General features: G+C 45.6%; 21 protein-coding genes. 1 reads left to right on the top strand and 20 read right to left on the bottom strand.

The annotated features are described in order from the left end of the window. Positions 1 to 42: 42 nt before the first annotated feature. Positions 43 to 1506, bottom strand: a complete 1464-nt coding sequence (gene guaB, locus OCU46_RS02795; RefSeq protein WP_141269647.1) for an IMP dehydrogenase — start codon at positions 1504 to 1506, stop codon at positions 43 to 45. Positions 1507 to 1527: 21 nt separating this feature from the next. Here guaB and xseA point away from each other — a divergent pair, with 21 nt between their 5' ends. Next, positions 1528 to 3066 carry an exodeoxyribonuclease VII large subunit gene (gene xseA / locus OCU46_RS02790; protein WP_420918551.1) on the top strand — a complete coding sequence of 513 codons (1539 nt, stop codon included), beginning with the start codon at positions 1528 to 1530 and terminating at the stop codon, positions 3064 to 3066. A 7-nt stretch (positions 3067 to 3073) separates the two neighbouring features. Here xseA and OCU46_RS02785 read toward each other — a convergent pair whose 3' ends face one another. From OCU46_RS02785 to iscR, 19 genes are all read right to left on the bottom strand, one after another. Further along, complete coding sequence (locus OCU46_RS02785) at positions 3074 to 3301, bottom strand: zinc ribbon domain-containing protein (protein WP_141269648.1); 228 nt, start codon at positions 3299 to 3301, stop codon at positions 3074 to 3076. A 377-nt stretch (positions 3302 to 3678) separates the two neighbouring features. Further along, entirely contained in the window at positions 3679 to 5166 is a 1488-nt protein-coding gene (der, locus tag OCU46_RS02780; protein ID WP_141269650.1) for a ribosome biogenesis GTPase Der, read from the bottom strand. 162 nt (positions 5167 to 5328) lie between these two features. Next, entirely contained in the window at positions 5329 to 6489 is a 1161-nt protein-coding gene (gene bamB, locus OCU46_RS02775) for an outer membrane protein assembly factor BamB (RefSeq protein ID WP_141269652.1), read from the bottom strand. Positions 6490 to 6500: 11 nt separating this feature from the next. Next, positions 6501 to 7115 (bottom strand): YfgM family protein, encoded by a 615-nt coding sequence (locus OCU46_RS02770; protein WP_141269654.1) that lies wholly within the window; start codon positions 7113 to 7115, stop codon positions 6501 to 6503. Positions 7116 to 7126: 11 nt separating this feature from the next. After that, complete coding sequence (gene hisS / locus OCU46_RS02765; protein WP_141269656.1) at positions 7127 to 8395, bottom strand: histidine--tRNA ligase; 1269 nt, start codon at positions 8393 to 8395, stop codon at positions 7127 to 7129. Between the two features lie 41 nt (positions 8396 to 8436). Further along, entirely contained in the window at positions 8437 to 9558 is a 1122-nt protein-coding gene (gene ispG, locus OCU46_RS02760) for a flavodoxin-dependent (E)-4-hydroxy-3-methylbut-2-enyl-diphosphate synthase (protein WP_141269658.1), read from the bottom strand. Between the two features lie 2 nt (positions 9559 to 9560). Next, on the bottom strand, positions 9561 to 10493 hold the full coding sequence (locus OCU46_RS02755) for a RodZ domain-containing protein (RefSeq protein WP_141269660.1): 933 nt from the start codon (positions 10491 to 10493) through the stop codon (positions 9561 to 9563). Between the two features lie 56 nt (positions 10494 to 10549). Next, positions 10550 to 11215: a type IV pilus biogenesis/stability protein PilW gene (gene pilW / locus OCU46_RS02750; RefSeq protein ID WP_141269662.1), complete on the bottom strand. Its 666-nt coding sequence runs from the start codon at positions 11213 to 11215 to the stop codon at positions 10550 to 10552. Between the two features lie 62 nt (positions 11216 to 11277). Beyond that, positions 11278 to 12393 (bottom strand): dual-specificity RNA methyltransferase RlmN, encoded by a 1116-nt coding sequence (gene rlmN, locus OCU46_RS02745; protein ID WP_141269664.1) that lies wholly within the window; start codon positions 12391 to 12393, stop codon positions 11278 to 11280. A gap of 146 nt (positions 12394 to 12539) precedes the next feature. After that, entirely contained in the window at positions 12540 to 12968 is a 429-nt protein-coding gene (gene ndk / locus OCU46_RS02740; RefSeq protein ID WP_141269666.1) for a nucleoside-diphosphate kinase, read from the bottom strand. Positions 12969 to 13072: 104 nt separating this feature from the next. After that, positions 13073 to 14359 (bottom strand): aminopeptidase PepB, encoded by a 1287-nt coding sequence (pepB, locus tag OCU46_RS02735; protein ID WP_141269668.1) that lies wholly within the window; start codon positions 14357 to 14359, stop codon positions 13073 to 13075. A gap of 248 nt (positions 14360 to 14607) precedes the next feature. Then, a complete protein-coding gene (gene iscX / locus OCU46_RS02730; protein ID WP_141269670.1) occupies positions 14608 to 14802 on the bottom strand; it encodes a Fe-S cluster assembly protein IscX in 195 nt (64 codons plus the stop codon). A 26-nt stretch (positions 14803 to 14828) separates the two neighbouring features. After that, positions 14829 to 15167, bottom strand: coding sequence for an ISC system 2Fe-2S type ferredoxin (gene fdx / locus OCU46_RS02725; protein WP_141269672.1), 339 nt, complete (start codon positions 15165 to 15167; stop codon positions 14829 to 14831). Positions 15168 to 15179: 12 nt separating this feature from the next. Then, positions 15180 to 17030 (bottom strand): Fe-S protein assembly chaperone HscA, encoded by a 1851-nt coding sequence (gene hscA / locus OCU46_RS02720; RefSeq protein ID WP_141269674.1) that lies wholly within the window; start codon positions 17028 to 17030, stop codon positions 15180 to 15182. A 22-nt stretch (positions 17031 to 17052) separates the two neighbouring features. Continuing rightward, positions 17053 to 17568 (bottom strand): co-chaperone HscB, encoded by a 516-nt coding sequence (gene hscB / locus OCU46_RS02715; protein WP_141269675.1) that lies wholly within the window; start codon positions 17566 to 17568, stop codon positions 17053 to 17055. 68 nt (positions 17569 to 17636) lie between these two features. After that, positions 17637 to 17960, bottom strand: a complete 324-nt coding sequence (iscA, locus tag OCU46_RS02710; RefSeq protein WP_017028350.1) for an iron-sulfur cluster assembly protein IscA — start codon at positions 17958 to 17960, stop codon at positions 17637 to 17639. 45 nt (positions 17961 to 18005) lie between these two features. Beyond that, the gene (gene iscU / locus OCU46_RS02705; RefSeq protein ID WP_017028351.1) at positions 18006 to 18389 is read right to left on the bottom strand and encodes a Fe-S cluster assembly scaffold IscU; all 384 of its coding nucleotides are present in this window, start codon (positions 18387 to 18389) and stop codon (positions 18006 to 18008) included. Between the two features lie 33 nt (positions 18390 to 18422). Continuing rightward, a complete protein-coding gene (locus OCU46_RS02700; RefSeq protein WP_141269677.1) occupies positions 18423 to 19637 on the bottom strand; it encodes an IscS subfamily cysteine desulfurase in 1215 nt (404 codons plus the stop codon). A gap of 27 nt (positions 19638 to 19664) precedes the next feature. After that, the gene (gene iscR, locus OCU46_RS02695) at positions 19665 to 20168 is read right to left on the bottom strand and encodes a Fe-S cluster assembly transcriptional regulator IscR (RefSeq protein WP_141269679.1); all 504 of its coding nucleotides are present in this window, start codon (positions 20166 to 20168) and stop codon (positions 19665 to 19667) included. Positions 20169 to 20198: the final 30 nt, after the last annotated feature.

Here is a 20198-nt window from a genome sequence, read left to right as displayed (position 1 = left end):
ATTACTTCGACGACAAGTTCGAAGCAATCAGCAACGAAAATATTAGCCTAGACGATAATTAGGCGCTTCCTTAGTAATCTGAACATCATGAACGTGAGATTCATTTAGACCAGCACCAGAGATACGAACAAACTCAGCTTTCGTACGCATGTCTTCAATCGTTGCAGAACCTGTTAGGCCCATGCTTGAACGTAGACCACCCATTTGCTGATGAACGATCTCTTTTAGGCGACCTTTATAAGCGATACGACCTTCAATGCCTTCAGGAACAAGCTTGTCTGCAGCATTATCTGTTTGGAAGTAACGGTCAGAAGAACCTTGAGACATAGCGCCAAGAGAACCCATGCCGCGGTATGACTTGTAAGAACGACCTTGGTAAAGAATAACTTCACCCGGTGCTTCTTCAGTACCCGCAAACATAGAGCCAACCATCACACATGATGCGCCCGCTACGATAGCTTTACAGATATCACCAGAGAAACGGATACCACCATCAGCAATAACAGGGATATCAAATTCAGCGGCAACTTCTGCTGCATCGGCAATAGCCGTAATTTGAGGAACACCAACACCTGTAACGATACGAGTAGTACAGATAGAGCCTGGGCCGATGCCTACTTTAACCGCGCTTACGCCTGCTTCAATAAGAGCACGAGCACCCGCACCTGTTGCAACGTTACCACCAATGATCTCAAGATCAGGGTGTGCTGCGCGAGTTTCACGGATACGGCTTAGTACGCCTTCAGAGTGACCGTGTGAAGAGTCAATAAGTAAAACATCAACGCCAGCTTCAACAAGAGCAGCAACGCGCTCTTCGTTACCAGCGCCAGCACCAACCGCAGCACCAACACGTAGACGACCACGCTCGTCTTTACATGCATTAGGCTTACGCTCAGCTTTATGGAAATCTTTTGCTGTGATCATGCCACGCAGTTTGAAATCGTCATTCACTACAAGAACTTTTTCAACGCGAGCTTCGTGCATTTTCTCTTGAACTTCTTCAGGAGATGCACCTTCTTTAACAGCGGCTAGATCTTGTTTTGGCGTCATTACTGCTGAAACCGTTTTGCTCATATCCGTAACGAAACGAATATCACGGCCAGTAATGATACCGACTAGCTCTTGATTATCAGCAACAACAGGGAAACCAGCAAAGCCATGCTTTTCAGTTAGCTTTAGCACTTCTTCGATAGTTTGCTCAGGGCGAACCGTTACTGGATCAGAAACGATACCAGCTTCGAAGATCTTAACCTGACGAACCATCTCAGCTTGCTGCTCGATAGACATGTTCTTGTGAATAAAACCAATACCGCCTTCTTGAGCTAATGCGATAGCCAAGCGAGCTTCTGTAACTGTATCCATAGATGCAGAAATCATTGGGATATTAAGGTTGATATTCTTCGTCAAGCGGGTGCGAAGATCCGCTGTATTTGGGAGAACGGTGGAGTGTGCTGGAACCAGTAGGACGTCGTCGAAGGTCAGCGCTTCTTTGGCAATACGTAACATTTGCAATATCTCACAACATAGATGTTTAAAGTAAGGACCCAACGATTTACAAGGTTTTGTAAACTGAGTTGGATTGATATTGCGGACGGATTATACGCAGAGCGCAATCGTTTGGCCACACATTTTTTGGAATTAAATTTGCGCTTTGACCCTTGCTGTGTATTATATTGGCGCTATCCTCCATACTCACGTCTGACGAGCGTCATTTTGCCTTCCCCGCAATCTAGCAACATCTTTACTGTTTCACGCCTTAATGCCGAAGTCCGCTTGCTCCTTGAGAACGAAATGGGTGTGGTTTGGTTAATTGGCGAAATCTCAAATTTCTCTGCTCCCGTATCCGGTCATTGGTACCTCACACTCAAAGATTCACGCGCGCAAGTAAAGTGTGCGGTGTTCAGAGGTAATAACCGCCGAGTTACCTTCCGTCCAGAAAACGGTAAACAAGTGCTGGTCAAAGCGAGGCTTTCTCTATACGAACCTCGTGGTGACTACCAGTTGATCATTGAATCAATGCAACCAGAAGGCGACGGGCGACTACAGCAACAGTTTGAACAGTTAAAAATGCAGCTGGCAGTGGAAGGCTTGTTTGCGCAATCCAGTAAGCTAGCAATACCAGAGCACCCAAAACACATTGGTGTGATCACCTCCGCAACGGGGGCCGCGCTGCATGACATTCTACAGGTGCTTAAACGACGTGACCCTAGCCTACCTGTCATCATCTACCCTACTATGGTGCAAGGTGATGCGGCCGCTATTAGCATTGCTCAGGCAATTGGGCTTGCCAACGAGCGCAACGAATGTGATGTGTTGATTGTTGGACGAGGTGGCGGTTCACTAGAAGATCTTTGGTGTTTCAATAATGAAATTGTGGCAAGGACTATTGCATCTAGCCAGATTCCTATTATTAGTGCGGTAGGGCATGAAGTCGATGTCACTATTGCCGATTTCGTGGCAGACCTGCGTGCTGCGACGCCATCAGCTGCAGCAGAATTAGTAAGCCGGGATCAAAGCTTTAAACTGCAAGGTATTCTAGCGAAGCAAAAGCAGCTAATGAATGCCATGAATCGTTACATTAGCCAACAACAGCAACAAGTCTTGATTCAGCAACACAGACTTGAAAAGCTTCATCCAAAGCATCAACTGCAAAAGCAAAGCCAGCAATTAGATGAAAAAGAGGCTCAGTTAAAACGAGCCATGCTTGCTCTGTTAAATACGGCAAAGCAACGTCTCTCTCGTTTGCACATGCAGCTAGAGATGCATGCTCCAGCCAATAAGATAGCCAAAAAGCAACAAACCCTAAGCCATTTAGAACAAAGGCTAAATAAAGCCATTGAAGCCCAAGTGCGACAAGAAAGGCATCAATTTGAATTGCTTACCGAAAAGCTTGATGCCGTAAGTCCGCTAGCAACGATGCGCAGGGGTTATTCGATTTCGACTAAACAAGGTAAAGTTGTCACTCAATCTCAGCAATTGAAGTCAGGTGATACCTTGGTAACTCGATTTGCTGATGGCGAAGTTACCTCTAGTGTACAATCCATCACACCTTCTCAAGATCAATAGCTCAAGATTAATCGACTTTCTTAAACTCAAATCGAGCTCGAGACTTAGACTTGAGCTCATTACAACTTGCGTTACAAAAATAGCTTTCAGCACCGCAAGCTTGTAGCTTTTCTAGCTGTGCATCGCAATCAGGGCAAAAGGCGTGTTTCTTATAGTGTGACTGGCAATCAGCGCAATAATATTGACCATCCCAATCCAATTCTTTACTACACTCTGGGCAGATATTCTGTGACATAGAGAACCTCTCAACTCTCAAATATTAACTGATGCTAATCTATCATGAGATAGGCAGGCGTTTCTATTATCAGTCCCTTTTATCAAAAGCATCTCATGACAGCGTTTATGTGATCTTTGTTTGATCTTCTACTTTATTGGTCATGATCAGCGATCTACCTAAAAAAGAACATTTATATAACCACACACCGAAAGCATAAGTTACATATGCTGTTTATGGATTTACTGCAGGATATATGACCATAAAAGTAAGTTTCATGTCAGATATTAGAGAATAATAAAAAGATCATCTAACTAGAGAAATTCAAAAACACACAGATTACAGGCATAAAAAAACCGCTTCAGTGTCTGAAGCGGTTCTATTAAATACGTGGCTGATTATTTCTTGCTACGGCCTCTAAGCATCTCAGAAAGACGTTTTTTCTTACGTTCTTGTGAGATAGTCATCTTACTCGTCTTACCCTCAAATGGGTTTTCGCTGCTCTGGAACTGGATACGAATTGGGGTACCCATGATCTCCAACGAACGACGGTAGTAGTTCATTAGGTAACGCTTGTAGGAAGCAGGAAGCTCATTAACCTGGTTACCATGTATAACCACGATTGGTGGGTTATAACCACCAGCGTGCGCGTACTTAAGCTTAACGCGGCGACCACGCACCATTGGTGGTTGGTGATCATCTGTTGCCATCTTCATGATACGAGTCAGAACAGACGTACCCACACGAGTCGTAGCCGACTTGTAAGCTTCTTGTACTGATTCAAAAAGGTTACCCACACCAGTGCCGTGTAAAGCAGAGATAAAGTGAATACGTGCAAAGTCAACGAAACCTAAACGACGATCCAGCTCTTTCTTTACGTGCTCTTTAACGTCTGTATCCAGTCCGTCCCACTTATTTACGGCGATCACAATAGAACGCCCCGCATTCAATGCAAAGCCTAATAGGCTCAGATCTTGATCTGAGATATTCTCACGAGCATCGATCACTAGCAGTACAACGTTAGCATCTTCAACTGCTTTCAGGGTTTTCACCACAGAGAACTTTTCTACGGTTTCATTAATACGTCTACGACGACGTACACCAGCAGTATCGATCAATACGTACTCACGTTCGTCTCTCTGCATTGGAATGTAGATAGAGTCGCGCGTTGTGCCAGGCATGTCATACACTACCACACGTTCTTCACCCAAAATGCGGTTAGTCAGTGTCGATTTACCTACGTTAGGTCGACCAATGATCGCCAGTTTAATAGGTTGGTCTTGCAGACGTTTGAATTCTTGTTCCGCTTCTTCTTCGGTGTACTCAAGCTTCTCTTCTTCTTCGTCTTCGAAGCCAGTGAGATCTTCAATTTCACCATGCTCTTTCAGTAGAGCTTCAGCGAAAGGATTCAAAGCACGGTCGATCAAGGCACTCACACCACGGCCGTGAGCGGCTGCAATTTGATACATGTCATCGACGCCTAACTGCCAAAATTCAGCACTTGCCGCATCAGCATCAATACCATCAACTTTGTTGACCACCAGCATAGCTGGCTTCTCAATACGACGTAAATGTTGAGCAATCGCCTCATCAGATGCAGTTAAGCCAGCACGGCCATCAACCATGAACAGTACAACATCAGCTTCATCAATCGCTGCTAGCGACTGCTCGGCCATTTTGGTTTCCACGCCTTCTTCAGTACCATCAATACCGCCGGTATCGATAACGATAAACTCATGCTCACCAAGCTTAGCTCGGCCGTATTTTCTATCGCGCGTCAGACCAGGAAAGTCTGCCACCAGTGCATCTCTAGTACGAGTTAAGCGGTTGAATAGTGTGGATTTTCCTACGTTAGGACGCCCAACAAGCGCAACAACTGGAACCATAATGACCTCAAAATAAAAAGCGTTATGTAGTTATAGGTAAGACGGCTATCTTTTCCCTGCTTACCTATAACTACACTAAAATTAATAACAAAAACGGCTCTTAACTGTTTCCAGTCAAGAGCCAATTGTGAATTATATCACGTTATTTGAACGTCGGGAGATCTAATTGATCTTCAGCTTCTTGACGCTACCATTACGTGTCGTGATAACAAAGCCATCGTCAACCTCAATAGGAGCGACAGCAAAACCACTATCATGCTCTAACTGCTGAGAGATAAACTCACCTGTATTGCGATCCAACCAATGCAGGTAGCCTTCGCTATCACCCAGTACAATCTTACGATCTATAATTGCTGGTGCTGTTAGTAAGCGATATTCAAGCTCGCGGTTTTGCCAAAGCTCTGTACCACTTCGCGCATCAACCGCAACCACATAGTCTTTATCTGTGACCAAATAAATATTACGGCCGTCTGTCGCCATATCTTGCGCAGAAGAGTAATTACGCTTCCAAGCAGGAGAGCCAGAACGAAGATCGATTGCAACAAGCTGACCATTGATACCAATGGTGTACAACATTCCAGCGACAATCAGTGGCTTAGCATCAGAGTCAACTAGGCGATCAATCTCTGTCGCGCCCTTTGGCGTTCCTACCGGTTGCTGCCAAATCATTTGACCACGCTCTACGATAGCAGCAGCTAAACGACCGTTGGCAGTACCCCAAAAAACACCACCAGAAACGGCAACAGGAGAACTTGTTCCACGCAATGTTAAGTTTGGCACTTCAGTGCTGACTGTCCACATTTCGTTACCTGTTTCTTCCTCTAGGGCGACAAGAGCGCCACGAGTTGTATGAACAAGCACTAAATTGGCATCAGTTTCAGGTACAGATAGCACCTCACCGTCCACTTCCACACGCCACTTTTCTTCACCAGTTTCAGCGTCTAGCGAGATCATCTCACCATTCTCAGTACCGATGAACAGTTGTCCGTATGAAGCGTTGATTCCGCCAGATAGACGAGCAGGTACGTCTTTTTCAAGATCTGCAGTCCAAATCTTATCGCCAGACTCAGGATCCAGTGCCATTACCTTGCCATCACGGCTGGCAACAAACACTTTGTTGTAGGCATAAGTAGGGGTCAGCTTTGAGAAATACTGCCCTACACCATTACCTACAGAAGTTGACCATTCAACATCCGGTGTAAATTGACTTTCTACTACTGGCAAAGGAGCCATGATAATAGTGTCTTCTTCACTAGCACAGCCGACAATTGCAGTCGCAACAACTGCAATAAGGGTTCGACGAAGCCACTTGTTAGTTAGCATGCAATGCCGTCCTATTTCGCTAGGTCATCAAGTTTGAACTGGATCGACTGGCTCGCATCTGCCGCTTGTTGTGCTTCAGAGTAAGCTGTTAAAGCGCCTTCGCTATCGCCATTGCGCAGTAGTAGATCGCCCTTTAGCTCAGCAACACGACCTTCCCAACCAGCAACTTGCATTGCAGAAAGGTCTGCAATTGCGCCGTCGATGTCACCCGTTTCCGCTTTAACACGTGCCACGCGTAGTGTAATAACAGGGGCAATCGCATCATCTTTAGTATTGGCTTTCGCCCACTCTAGTTGTGCCAACGCTTCTTTGTATTGCGCTTCAGCAACCTGAGCTTGTGACAACTGCAGAGCAGCAAGCACTGCGTACTCGCGATCAGCGTTATCATTGATAAAGGTTTGCACTTGCTCTGTAGCATCTAGTCCTTGAGCTTGTAGTGCTTGAATGGTTTTGCCATAAGCATCTGATGCTGCTTCTTGGCCAGAAACCACTGAGTCTTGGTAGTAACGCCAGCCAAATAGGCCACCAAGACCAATCACAGCACCCAAGATGACTGCTTTACCGTTCTCTTTCCACCAATCCTTGATGGCTTCAACTTGTTGTTCTTCGCTATCGTACAATTCCACGACCGATCCTCTTAAATTAATTCTTTTAGTTTGTTCACAAGATCTGCTTGCGCGATAGTGATTTGCTCGCCGCCGATAAGATCCTTAACCACAACGTTGTTTTCTGATACTTCATTCTCACCCAGAACTAGGGCTACCGCTGCGCCGACTTTGTCAGCACGCTTGAATTGTTTCTTGAAATTACCACCACCAAAGTGGTTCATTACACGAAGCTCAGGCATTTGCTCACGTAGACTTTCCGCCAGCTTCATTCCCGCCATCAAAGTCCCTTCGCCTGCTGTGACTACATACGCGTCTACAGAGCGACGAACCTCATTGAGTTCTAGTGTTTCTAGCATTAGAACCAAACGCTCTAGACCCATAGCAAAGCCTACTGCTTTGGTTGGCTTGCCACCTAGTTGTTCAACAAGACCATCGTAACGGCCACCACCACAAACAGTACCTTGTGAGCCTAAGCTTTCAGTAATCCACTCAAAGACAGTGCGATTGTAGTAGTCCAAGCCACGAACTAGACGTTCATTAACTTGATATTCGATTCCAGCAGCATCAAGAAGTTCACACAAACCCGCAAAGTGTTGTTTAGACTCCGCATCTAGATAGTCAGAAAGGCGTGGTGCATCACCCAAAATAGCCTGAACATCAGGGTTTTTAGTGTCGAGTACACGCAGTGGGTTAGTGTGCATACGACGCTTACAGTCATCATCCAAAATGTCGATATGCTGCTCAAGGTACGCCACAAGTGCAGTACGATAGTTTGCACGAGCTTCCAACGAACCAATAGAGTTCAGTTCTAGGCGAACATGCTTATCAATACCTAGCTCACGCCACAAGCGTGCGGTCATCATGATTAGCTCGGCATCTACATCTGGGCCTTCAATACCAAATACCTCAACACCACACTGATGGAATTGACGGTAGCGACCTTTCTGAGGACGCTCATGACGGAACATTGGCCCCATGTACCATAAACGTTGCTCTTGGTTGTACAGCAGACCATTTTCGATTCCTGCGCGTACACAACCTGCAGTACCTTCCGGACGAAGTGTTAGACTGTCGCCATTACGATCTTCAAAGGTATACATTTCTTTTTCAACGACATCAGTCACTTCACCGATAGCGCGACTAAATAGGTTGGTCATCTCTACGATTGGCATACGCACTTCGTTGTAGCCGTAAGCACTGACTACACGCTGAACGGTTGACTCAAGTTTCTGCCACAAAGGAGATTGAGTTGGAAGGCAGTCATTCATGCCTCGGATTGCTTGGATTGTTTTTGCCACAATTAAATACCGTGTATTGTCAGGGCCTGCGCCCTGAGCATTTATTCTTGAATATCGTTAACGTCGATGCGATTAGCTGGATCAAGCTGACTCGCTTTTGAACGAATCTTAGCCTCTAGCTGATCGATGATCTTGTCATTATCGAAGCGCTCTTTTTGACGCTTGCCATCTAGGTAGTAAGCACTCTTTCTGTTACCACCAGCAAGACCCAAATGTGAGACTTCAGCTTCACCAGGACCATTTACGACACAACCAATGATGGATACATCCATTGGTGTGATAATGTCTTCTAGACGCTGCTCTAGCTCATTAACCGTATTGATTACATCAAACTCTTGACGTGAACAGGTTGGGCAAGCGATAAAGTTTATGCCTCGAGAACGAATGCGAAGTGATTTGAGGATGTCGAATCCGACCTTCACCTCTTCAACTGGATCGGCAGCCAGAGAAACGCGTAGCGTGTCACCAATGCCCTCAGACAATAACATTCCGAGACCTACAGCCGACTTTACAGAACCCGCTCTAGCGCCACCTGCTTCGGTGATGCCTAAGTGCAATGGTTGATCGATCTTTGTTGCTAGCAGTCGATAAGAGTCCACCGCTAAAAATACATCTGACGCTTTAACACTTACCTTGAATTGATCAAAGTTGAGGCGGTCTAGAATATCCACATGACGCATAGCCGATTCTACCAAGGCTGCAGCCGTTGGTTCGCCATACTTTTCTTGGATCTCTTTCTCAAGTGAACCGCCATTAACGCCAATACGAATTGGAATATTCATATCACGAGCACAATCAACCACAGAGCGAATACGGCTTTCATTACCAATATTGCCAGGGTTAATGCGCAAGCAATCAACACCGTACTCTGCGACTTTTAACGCAATTCGGTAGTCGAAATGAATATCAGCAATCAAAGGAACGTTAACTTGCTGTTTAATCGCTTTGAACGCTTCAGCCGCATCCATCGTTGGTACAGAAACGCGTACCAAGTCTGCTCCGACTTTTTCAAGGGAGCGAATTTGTGCGACCGTGGCTTCTACATCAGTAGTGCGGGTGTTCGTCATTGACTGAACGGCAATAGGCGCGCCGTCGCCAATGGCTACGTCACCTACATAGATGCGCGTCGAAGAACGACGCTTAATTGGAGATTCGTGATGCATAGTTACTCTGCAGTGAAACGTGCTACTTTGCCCGCAGTATACCTAGAAAGGTCGACAGGTTCACCCGAAATTGAGAGTGAAACCGCCTCAGGTGCACCAAGAACAAATTTGAATGGCCCTTGTCCTTCTAACTCAAGTTGTTGACCTGCAGTTTTCACGCCAGTCCACAAGGTTTTACCATTCACATCTTGAACCTGAATCCAGCAGTCTGCCTTGAAACTCATCGCAATGCTTGGCGCTGGAGCTTCCTCTATTTCTGGCAGTTGCACAGGCTGTGGAGCATCCGCTTCTACTGTCCCTTCAACGTCAGTAACAGCTGAAGATTCTAAGCCTAGCTCTGCATCATCTAATGCGGCTTCATTATCCGCTACAGCCAACTCGTCTCTATTTGGAGACTGTGGCTCAGCAAGTAACTGTGCATCCAATGCAGGGTCATAGTTTTCTTCTACTAAGGATTCATTCACTTCCATCGGTTCGCTGACTACAGTGTCTGAGTTTTGCTCACTCTGCCACCACCAAACTGCAGAAATACCCACTATGATAGCGAAGATGCCCCAAGTGAGTTTCATGATGTTGTTATCGTGTTTGGTTTTCTTAGTTTGTTGCGAGAAACTTTGCATTTTCTCTTCAGTAGGCTTAGCAAACTCTGAGCTATCAAACAGTTCTAACAACACTTTTTCATCCGCGCCAACGGCACGAGCGTAGGAACGGATATATCCGCGAGTAAAGGTGTGCACTTGGCCTAATTGGAAGTCATTACTATCAATACTTTGTATTATAGCGACTCTAAGACGCAGGCGATCCGCGATCTCTTTTTGGCCAATACCTAAAGACTCACGTTTTGCTCTTAGGATGTCACCCACCATAGGTGATGTTGCATGACCCTCTGTGGAGTCAAGGTGTTGTGTATCTGTATGGTTTGATTCTTTGCTCATTCTTTATAGTACTTCAATCTTTAAGGAAGCCTGGATGGGAATTCGCCACTCTGGAGTTACGGATGATTGCGGTCCAATTCATCTTGTAACTGTTGCGTCTCTACCCTTGATCCAAACCTCGTGTGAATATGTTGCAATCGTTGCTGAGCTTCGCTAAAGGCGCCGAAGTGAACAGATAACTTTACCAGTTCAATACTGCTTCGGAAGCGAAATGGCTCATGCTCTAAAGACTTAAGAAAATAGGTCTCAGCTAATCGCAGATTACCTTGCATTGCGGCACACAGACCTGCATTTTCATAACTTGCGGAGACATAGTCGTAGTCGGACTGTTGAATCGCACGCTCAAACTGTCTTTGAGCCAAGGTATATTCTTGTCGTCGACATAAGAACACGCCATAGTCATTCAACACGTCGCCGCTTGTTGGTGATGCAGCTAATGCTTTTTTATACCAAATATCAGCAAGTTCAGGCTCTGCTACCTGCTGGTAATAATAGGCTATTGCGGAGGAAGCGCGTACATAATTAGGCGCATAACGGTGTGCCAGCTCAAGATTTTGCTTTGCTCTGACATTATGCCCAAGTGCTAAGTAATTTATACCGAGCTCTATTCTGGCATCCGCTGCTTTGAAAGGGTTGAATTGCGCGTTTCCAGCCTCACTATCAACTGTAACACAACCGACTAAAAGACAGAGTAAAAAAAGTGTGACCAATCCTTTAAACATAAGGTTCCCCGATAGTTATACCGGGGAACCTTAGTCAAATTAGTCAACGAGTTTACTATCCGTTAAAGTGATTTAACTGGAATGGCTTCCCCAGTGTTCTTCTGGGTACGCTTAGTTCGGTCGATCACGTCACCAACCAATTGACCACAAGCTGCATCAATATCGTCACCACGAGTCTTGCGCACCGTTACCGTGTAGTCGTATTGCATTAGCGTTTTTTGGAAACGGTCAATACGTGAATTACTCGGTTTCTTATAGGGTGAACCAGGATACGGGTTAAAAGGTATTAAATTGATCTTCGCTGGCGTGTCTTTAAGCAATTCTGCGAGCTGTCTCGCATGGTCCATATCGTCATTCACATGGTCTAGAAGAATGTACTCTACTGTCACCTTGCCACGGTTTGCATTCGAAGATGCAATGTAACGACGAACAGATGCCAAGAAATCTTGGATGTCCCAACGGTCGTTGATTGGCATGATTTCGCTGCGCAGCTCATCTGTAGGCGCATGCAATGAAATCGCCAATGCCACGTCAATGTTGCCTGTCATTTGGTCAAGACCCGAGACTACACCAGAAGTGGACACAGTAACTCGACGTTTAGACAAGCCAAAACCTAAATCATCTAGCATGATGTTTAGAGACGGCATTAGATTCTTCATGTTAAGTAGAGGCTCACCCATACCCATCATTACCACATTGGTAATTGGGCGACGACCCGTCTCTTTTTCCAGACCGATTTCTCGAGCTGCACGCCAAATCTGACCGACAATTTCGGATACACGAAGGTTACGGTTAAAGCCTTGCTGCGCTGTTGAACAGAATTTACATGCCAGCGCACACCCTACCTGTGAAGAAACACATAATGTAGCTCTGTCACCATCAGGAATATATACCGTTTCAACGTCTTGATCGCCAACGCGCATAGCCCATTTAATGGTGCCATCGCTAGAGTGCTGAGCTTCAGACACGTAAGGTGAACGAATCTCAGTAAGACGCTGCAATTTTTCACGCAGCTTCTTGTTTAGGTTGGTCATTTTTTCAAAGTCATCACAACCAAAGTGGTATATCCACTTCATTATCTGATCTGCGCGGAATGCTTTTTCACCCAGCTCATCAGCAAAGTACTGACGTAGGCCTTGGCGATCAAAATCAAGCAGATTTACTTTTGCTTTAGTCATGGTGCCTCTCAACGACGAACAACAAATCTAGGGGCGCAGATTGTACAGGGTTTGTGCAACAGCAACAAGAAATATGTGATTTAGGTCAATCTAAAAAAAGACCTAAGCTCTCGCTTAAGTCTTTTTTAGCTCTTAATTGCTAGCTATTAGCTTCGAGGATGAATCTCTGAAGCTGGGAAGAAGAACTCTATTTCTCGTGCCGCTGACGCTGGGCTATCTGAGCCGTGTACAGAGTTATGGCGCATGCTCAAGGCATAATCAGCGCGGATAGTGCCACAGGCAGCTTGTTCTGGATTAGTCTTACCCATCAACTCGCGGTAGCGACAGATAGCATCCTCTCCTTCCAGCACTTGAACCATGATAGGACCAGAGGTCATGAACTTTTTCAGTTCAGGAAAAAATTCTTTGCCTTCATGCTCTGCATAAAAGCCACTTGCTTGCTCTTCTGTAAGATGCAGCATTTTTGCCGCTACGATGCGTAAGCCTGCTTGCTCCATACGCTGATAGATAGCGCCAATTAGGTTACGTTTTACCGCATCAGGCTTCACGATAGAAAATGTTCTTTCAATGGCCATTTAATTTCCTTATAGCTCTTGGGTCGTCAACACAGCTGTTAAAACGACTGTTAAAACGATTTTTCTCTTAGGGTAAAAAAGGCCCCATAGGGCCTCAATTTTTATTATTGATTGTTCAGTAGGTTTGCCAGTGTGCGTACACCCATACCTGTACCACCAGCAGCCCACTTATCCGTCGCTGACTTACGGTAGGCGCCAGCACAGTCAATGTGTAGCCAACCCGTTTTGTAGTCGCTTACAAAGTAAGATAGGAAACCGGCTGCTGTAGATGCACCTGGAGAGAAGTCACCACTACTGATGTTAGATAGATCAGCAAAGTTCGACGGCAACATACCACGGTGGAAATCTGCTAGAGGTAATGGCCATAGACCTTCTTTTTCTTCTGCCGCACATGCAAGTGCTTGCTCAGAGAATGCAGAATCAAAGCTAAACAGAGCGTGGAAGTCATTACCCAGTGCATTTTTAGCCGCACCGGTTAAGGTCGCGCAGTCAATGATCACTTCTGGGTTTTGCTCGCTGGCATAGATAAGGCCATCAGCCAGTACCAAACGCCCTTCAGCGTCAGTGTTCATGATTTCTACTGTCTTACCATTTTTATAAGTAATGACATCGCCCAGTTTCACTGCTCGGCCAGAAATCATGTTTTCTGCACAACATAGGATCAGTTTAACGCGCTTGTTCAAACCACGAAGAATCGCTAACGCTAAGCCACCAGTGATGGTCGCTGCGCCGCCCATGTCCGCTTTCATAGCGGTCATACCCTGAGAGGGTTTAATGCTATAACCGCCTGAGTCAAAGGTAATCCCCTTGCCTACGAGACATGCCATCACAGGCGCATCAGGATCGCCCGTTGGGTTGAAGTCTAGTTGCAGCATCGCTGAGGTTCGTGCCGAACCACGGCCAACCGCATAGATGCCTTCCCAACCTTCAGTTAAAAGGTCTTTGTCTTTTACGATACGGTACTTCACCAAACCTGGTGCAACTGATTTGATGAGCTCACCAGCCATTGTTGCCAACTGGCGTGGCGCGACTTCTTCTGCACTCTTATTGATGATATCGCGAGTCCAGTTAGCCACCTTAATGCGGTCTTGAAGCTCTTTTTCATCAGCTTCAGCTAGTGGTTGCCATTCCAGTGCATTGTCGCGTTTTGGATTACGGTAGCCTTGAGCAAAAGACCAAATGCCTTCTAGATCCCAACTCTCGCCAACGAGAGCAACGTTCTTGATACCTTGTGCGTCTAGCTTACGACCGGCTTTTTGAATAGCGCCGTAATCATGGCCTTGGCCAATGTGCACAGAACAACCTTGCTCTGTGTGAGAAATAATGGCGTTTTCGCCCCATTGAGGTGCTGCTTTATCTGTAGATAGTGATACTTGCATTGCTGTAGACATGACCTCTCCTTGCCCTCTACTTGTCTTATTATGTTTGTTACTTTTATGTTCTCAAGATACAGGAATCCTAGTTTCTCCGACAGAGGAAACTCAGTTATTAATGGAAAGTAAGATATCCCTTTCCTAACAAGGTCTTTCTTGTAGCTTTCAACTGATTTTATGAGCCTATTATGCCTAGGCTAAGTGTCAAAAACATAAAAATCGGGCTCTAAGGCCCGATTTTTATTAAATTTATGTTAAGTGGACCGTTAATCCGCTTCGTCCATCCAACATAGGATAACGGCTTCTAAGATTTTCTCATTAGAGTGCTTCGGATCATCATCAAAACCTTCCAACTCTAATATCCATTGATGCAAGTCAGTAAAACGTACTGTCTGAGGATCTACCTCTGGAAACTTTTCCACTAACTCAATGGCGATATCTCTAGTGTCTATCCATTTCATGCAAACCTCCTTGTTAGCTAAATTGATTAATGATCTTCTGATGCGTGGTTCAGGGTATAACGCGGGATCTCAACCACAAGATCTTCATCTGCAACTACTGCTTGGCAACCTAGACGAGACTCTGGCTCTAGGCCCCATGCCTTATCTAACATATCATCTTCAAGCTCTTCGCTCTCTTCTATAGAGTCGAAGCCTTCGCGTACAATGACGTGGCAGGTAGTACAAGCACACGACTTCTCACACGCATGTTCAATGCCGATGCCGTTCTTTAGAGCCACATCAAGTACGGTTTCACCCGTGTTGGCTTCTAATACAGCCCCTTCTGGGCAAAGATCATCATGGGGTAAAACTACAATCTTAGGCATAACTGCTTATCTCTATATATCATCTACTGATTGGCCAGACAAAGCCTGACGAATCGATTTATCCATACGACGGGAAGCAAAGTCTTGGCTCGCTTTATCCGTCTGCTTAATTCCGTCTTCGATAGCATCAGCATCATCGCCATTGCGCAAAGCAATGAGGTCTTCAATGACTTGAAGTAGCACAGCACGCTCTTGCTCGCTGAGCAGTTCATCTCCGTCTGCTTGCAACGCGGCAATTAATCCTTCGATAACACGATCGGCTTCCACGCGTTGCTCTGCTAGCGCCCTTGCTTGCATATCTTCTTTTGCAAAGGTCATTGAGTCTTTCAGCATATTCGCAACTTCATTGTCACTTAGGCCGTATGAAGGCTTAACCTGAATCTCAGCTTGTACACCGGTGCTCTTTTCCATCGCGGTCACAGAAAGCAAGCCATCAGCATCTACCTGATAGGTTACACGAATGTGCGCCGCACCTGCTGCCATTGGAGGTATCCCCTTCAGTGCAAACTTGGCTAGCGAGCGACAGTCATCAACCATCTCGCGCTCACCTTGTACAGTGTGCACAGTCATGGCGGTTTGACCGTCTTTAAAGGTAGTGAATTCTTGTGCTCTTGCTACTGGAATTGTGGTGTTACGAGGAATGATCTTCTCAACCAGTCCACCCATTGTTTCAATACCAAGAGACAGAGGGATAACGTCCAATAAAAGCATATCTGAATCAGGCTTATTACCCGCAAGGATATCCGCTTGAATCGCAGCGCCTAACGCTACAACCTCATCAGGGTTGATGCTAGTTAACGGCTCTTTATCAAAGAAATCGCCAACCATAGAGCGAACCAAAGGTGTACGTGTAGAACCACCTACCATAACAACCTCAAGTACCTCATCGCTACCAACCTGTGCATCTTTCAACGCGCGGCGACAAGACATCAGAGTCTTCTTCACCAAGGAGCGAATAAGATCGTCAAAAGTTTCTCGAGATATTTCGCCCTGCCAATCTAATACAGAAACCTGAGTTGTCTCGTTATCAGATAGGGCAATCTTGGTCTTTGCAGCAGCATTAAGCAAGATACGGTTCTGTTCATCGGTTAAAGAATCTAGGCCCATTTCTTTTTGAATGTGCTCAGCAAGAAGATGGTCAAAGTCATCACCGCCTAGCGCCGAGTCCCCACCCGTTGATAGCACTTCAAATACACCTTTAGACAGGCGCAAGATCGAGATATCAAAAGTACCGCCACCTAGATCATAAACTGCAATAACGCCTTCTTGACCCGAATCTAGACCGTAAGCGATAGCTGCGGCGGTTGGCTCATTAAGCAAACGAAGTACATTCAACCCAGCAAGCTTAGCCGCATCTTTTGTGCCCGCACGCTGTGCATCGTCAAAGTATGCTGGCACCGTAATAACCACACCAGTGAGTTCTCCACCTAGTGTAGATTCCGCACGCTGACCTAGCGCTCTTAGAATATCTGCAGATACTTCTATCGGGTTCTTATTGCCAAGCGTGGTTTGTAAAATAGGTAAGCCATTGTCGCTATTTGACAGTGCATACGGCAATTTTGGATAACGCTGTTTGATATCTTCAACCGAACGACCAAGAAGTCGCTTCACTGAGATAACGGTGTTTTGAGGATCGCTCTCTGCCGCATCCAAGGCAGAATACCCCACATTGAAGCCATCTGATTTGTAGTGCACCGCTGATGGTAAGATAGCGCGGCCTTCTGCATCAAGGAGTGGGCTCGCTTGCCCACTGCGCACTGAGGCAACCAGTGAGTTCGTGGTACCTAGGTCAATACCTGCTGCAAGCTTATGTTCATGAGGTGCAGAACTTTGGCCTGGTTCTGCTATCTGTAGTAATGGCATGACATTCCTATTGTATATACGACTAGTTAAGTAACTTATCTTCTAGTCGTTCAATTTCTACTAATAACTTGGCAATAAATTTCAATTTTCTTACGCTATCTGCCGCATCAGCCCAACATTGATCATTGATCTGTTGCTCGACTTGTTGCAGTTGTTGCTTGTGCATTTTGGCGACTTTAGATTCAAAATCAAACAATAAATCATCTGCGTCTGTGCTCTCACCAATTTCCTCAAGCTCTTCGCGAAGTTCCATCTGCTGCATTAAAAACAAAGGATCTTGCAACGTTTGCTGCTCTGAACGGATATCGTGCTCATTCTCGGCCAACATATATTCGGCGCGAGCGATAGGATTCTTTAAGGTTTGATATGCATCATTGATGGTTGCCGCTTTTTGAACGGCCATTAGTCGATCGCGCTCAGAGGCAGTGGCAAATTTGTCGGGATGAAAACGACGCTGTAATTCTCTGAATTGAGAAGAAAGAAGGCTACCATCCACATTAAATTGTGTTGGTAGCCCGAATAGTTCAAAGTGGTTCATAATGAGACTCTCGATATCTAAAGAGAGAGGGCTCACCCTTTTGATGAACCCTAGCCTTAACTCGCCCGTTAAACGTTGAAGCTTTCGCCGCAACCGCACTCACTCTTAGCGTTCGGGTTGTTGAATTCAAACCCTTCGTTAAGGCCTTCTTTAACGTAATCTAGCTCGGTACCATCAAGATAAACAAGGCTCTTGGCATCGATCACCACTTTAACGCCTTTGTGCTCGAAGATGCTGTCTTCTTCATTTACGTCATCTACGAATTCAAGCACATACGCCATACCTGAACAGCCCGTTGTTTTAACACCCAGTCTTAAACCGACGCCTTTGCCTCGACTGTCTAGGAATGCTCTAACGCGGTCTGCCGCGGTTTCTGTCATTGTGATGGCCATACTACAACCTTTATTGCCGGTGAGGGGAAGCCTCCCCTCTAATTATTACTCTTGATGTTTTTTCTTATAATCTGAAACAGCTGCTTTAATCGCATCTTCCGCTAGGATAGAGCAATGCACCTTAACCGGTGGCAACTCTAGCTCTTCAGCAATTTCAGAGTTTTTGATTGAAGCGGCTTCATCAACGGTTTTACCCTTAACCCACTCTGTAACTAGCGAGCTTGATGCGATAGCACTACCACAACCGTACGTTTTAAATTTAGCATCTTCGATGATGCCCTCAGGTGTCACCTTAATTTGCAGCTTCATTACGTCGCCACAAGCTGGTGCACCTACCATTCCGCTACCTACGCTTGGATCTTCTTTATCGAAAGAACCAACGTTGCGTGGGTTCTCGTAGTGGTCAATTACTTTTTCACTGTAAGCCATAATATAGTCCTCTAATCCTCTACTTCCTTGGAATTAGTGATGTGCCCACTCTACGGTGTCCAGATCAATACCTTCCTTGTACATATCCCAAAGTGGAGACATGTCGCGTAATTTTGTTACCGCAGTGCGAATTTGCTCTGCTGCATAGTCGATTTCTTCTTCTGTCGTGTAGCGACCGAAAGAGAAACGTACTGAGCTGTGTGCTAGTTCATCATTTAGACCTAATGCACGTAGTACATACGAAGGTTCAAGGCTTGCTGATGTACATGCAGAACCGGATGAAACAGCCAAATCTTTCAGCGACATAAGCAGAGACTCGCCCTCAACAAACGCAAAGCTTACGTTCAAGTTGTGCGGTACACGCTGCTCAAAGTCACCATTAACGGTTACTGCTTCCAGATCTTTAACCGCGTTAAATAGGCGATTACGCAGATTCAGAGCATGTTGGTAATCTTTTTCCATATCCAATTTAGCTACACGGAACGCTTCACCCATACCTACGATTTGGTGAGTTGGAAGCGTGCCAGAGCGGAAACCGCGCTCATGACCACCACCATGCATTTGTGCTTCTAGACGGATACGAGGTTTACGACGAACGTACAATGCGCCGATGCCTTTAGGGCCGTATACCTTGTGTGCTGATAGTGACAACAAGTCAACTTTAGTCTCTTGCACATCAATCGGTAGCTTGCCAGCTGATTGAGCAGCATCTACATGGAATACGATCTTGCGCTCGCGACATAGTTCGCCAATTGAAGTGATATCTTGAATCACACCAATTTCATTGTTTACGTGCATGATAGAAACCAAAACGGTATCTTCACGCATCGCTTCTTGAAGCTTATTAAGGTCAATAATGCCATTTGCTTCAGGCTCTAAATAAGTCACCTCAAAGCCTTCTCGCTCAAGCTGACGACATGGGTCTAATACCGCTTTGTGTTCAGTCTTACAGGTGATGATGTGCTTGCCTTTCTTTGAGTAGAAACGAGCAGCACCCTTGATAGCAAGGTTATCTGATTCTGTCGCACCAGATGTAAATACGATTTCGCGAGGATCCGCATTCAGAAGATCAGCAATCTGTTCACGAGCAGTATCAACAGCTTCTTCAGCTTGCCAACCATAGCGGTGCGAGCGAGACGCAGGGTTGCCGAAGGTACCATCCATAGTCATATACTGGACCATTTTTTCAGCAATGCGTTCATCTACCGGGCAAGTCGCTGAATAGTCTAAATAAATTGGCAGTTTCATTATTTACTCCAAGTAAAACTGTTTGCTCTATGAGCGGACATTGACGCCGATTGCTTCGGCTATCGATTTAGAGCTAAAACCATGATTAGAGGCTAACTCCATATCTTGGCGTCCTGAAATCTCTAAAACTTCATTGTCCAACATCAACTCACCTAAGGTGATGTTGTTTAAAAAATCACTAATTCGAGAACTCAAATCTCGCCAAAGCGTATGGGTAAGGCAACGAGCGCCCCCCTGACAATTGGCCTTTCCATTACAACGCGTTGCTTCGACTGATTCATCGACCGCTGAAATAATGGTACCAATAGCAATAAGTTGCGCGTCTTTTCCTAGGTTATAACCACCACCCGGACCACGAACACTAGCAACTAAACCCGCTTTGCGTAGCTTTGAAAATAATTGCTCTAGATAAGAAAGAGATATACCCTGACGTTCCGATATGTCAGCCAGCGGTACTGGGCCTGACTGAGAATGCAATGCTACATCAAGCATGGCTGTTACGGCATATCTTCCTTTCGATGTAAGCTTCATATCACACTCTTTCCAATTACTTCGTTGCGG

This window comes from Vibrio comitans (genome assembly GCA_024346835.1).
In the GTDB taxonomy this organism is placed as follows: domain Bacteria; phylum Pseudomonadota; class Gammaproteobacteria; order Enterobacterales; family Vibrionaceae; genus Vibrio; species Vibrio comitans.
The sequence above is the reverse complement of the archived record's forward strand: the minus strand, read 5'-3'. Positions and strand labels throughout refer to the sequence as shown.

What these genes read in the sequence shown, in the direction of transcription:
- guaB (WP_141269647.1), bottom strand. Translation starts at nt 1,506, where the DNA reads ATGTTACGTATTGCCAAAGAAGCGCTGACCTTCGACGACGTCCTACTG.
- xseA (WP_420918551.1), top strand. Translation starts at nt 1,528, where the DNA reads ATGTTTAAAGTAAGGACCCAACGATTTACAAGGTTTTGTAAACTGAGT.
- OCU46_RS02785 (WP_141269648.1), bottom strand. Translation starts at nt 3,301, where the DNA reads ATGTCACAGAATATCTGCCCAGAGTGTAGTAAAGAATTGGATTGGGAT.
- der (WP_141269650.1), bottom strand. Translation starts at nt 5,166, where the DNA reads ATGGTTCCAGTTGTTGCGCTTGTTGGGCGTCCTAACGTAGGAAAATCC.
- bamB (WP_141269652.1), bottom strand. Translation starts at nt 6,489, where the DNA reads ATGCTAACTAACAAGTGGCTTCGTCGAACCCTTATTGCAGTTGTTGCG.
- ispG (WP_141269658.1), bottom strand. Translation starts at nt 9,558, where the DNA reads ATGCATCACGAATCTCCAATTAAGCGTCGTTCTTCGACGCGCATCTAT.
- OCU46_RS02755 (WP_141269660.1), bottom strand. Translation starts at nt 10,493, where the DNA reads ATGAGCAAAGAATCAAACCATACAGATACACAACACCTTGACTCCACA.
- pilW (WP_141269662.1), bottom strand. Translation starts at nt 11,215, where the DNA reads ATGTTTAAAGGATTGGTCACACTTTTTTTACTCTGTCTTTTAGTCGGT.
- rlmN (WP_141269664.1), bottom strand. Translation starts at nt 12,393, where the DNA reads ATGACTAAAGCAAAAGTAAATCTGCTTGATTTTGATCGCCAAGGCCTA.
- ndk (WP_141269666.1), bottom strand. Translation starts at nt 12,968, where the DNA reads ATGGCCATTGAAAGAACATTTTCTATCGTGAAGCCTGATGCGGTAAAA.
- pepB (WP_141269668.1), bottom strand. Translation starts at nt 14,359, where the DNA reads ATGTCTACAGCAATGCAAGTATCACTATCTACAGATAAAGCAGCACCT.
- iscX (WP_141269670.1), bottom strand. Translation starts at nt 14,802, where the DNA reads ATGAAATGGATAGACACTAGAGATATCGCCATTGAGTTAGTGGAAAAG.
- fdx (WP_141269672.1), bottom strand. Translation starts at nt 15,167, where the DNA reads ATGCCTAAGATTGTAGTTTTACCCCATGATGATCTTTGCCCAGAAGGG.
- hscA (WP_141269674.1), bottom strand. Translation starts at nt 17,030, where the DNA reads ATGCCATTACTACAGATAGCAGAACCAGGCCAAAGTTCTGCACCTCAT.
- hscB (WP_141269675.1), bottom strand. Translation starts at nt 17,568, where the DNA reads ATGAACCACTTTGAACTATTCGGGCTACCAACACAATTTAATGTGGAT.
- iscA (WP_017028350.1), bottom strand. Translation starts at nt 17,960, where the DNA reads ATGGCCATCACAATGACAGAAACCGCGGCAGACCGCGTTAGAGCATTC.
- iscU (WP_017028351.1), bottom strand. Translation starts at nt 18,389, where the DNA reads ATGGCTTACAGTGAAAAAGTAATTGACCACTACGAGAACCCACGCAAC.
- OCU46_RS02700 (WP_141269677.1), bottom strand. Translation starts at nt 19,637, where the DNA reads ATGAAACTGCCAATTTATTTAGACTATTCAGCGACTTGCCCGGTAGAT.
- iscR (WP_141269679.1), bottom strand. Translation starts at nt 20,168, where the DNA reads ATGAAGCTTACATCGAAAGGAAGATATGCCGTAACAGCCATGCTTGAT.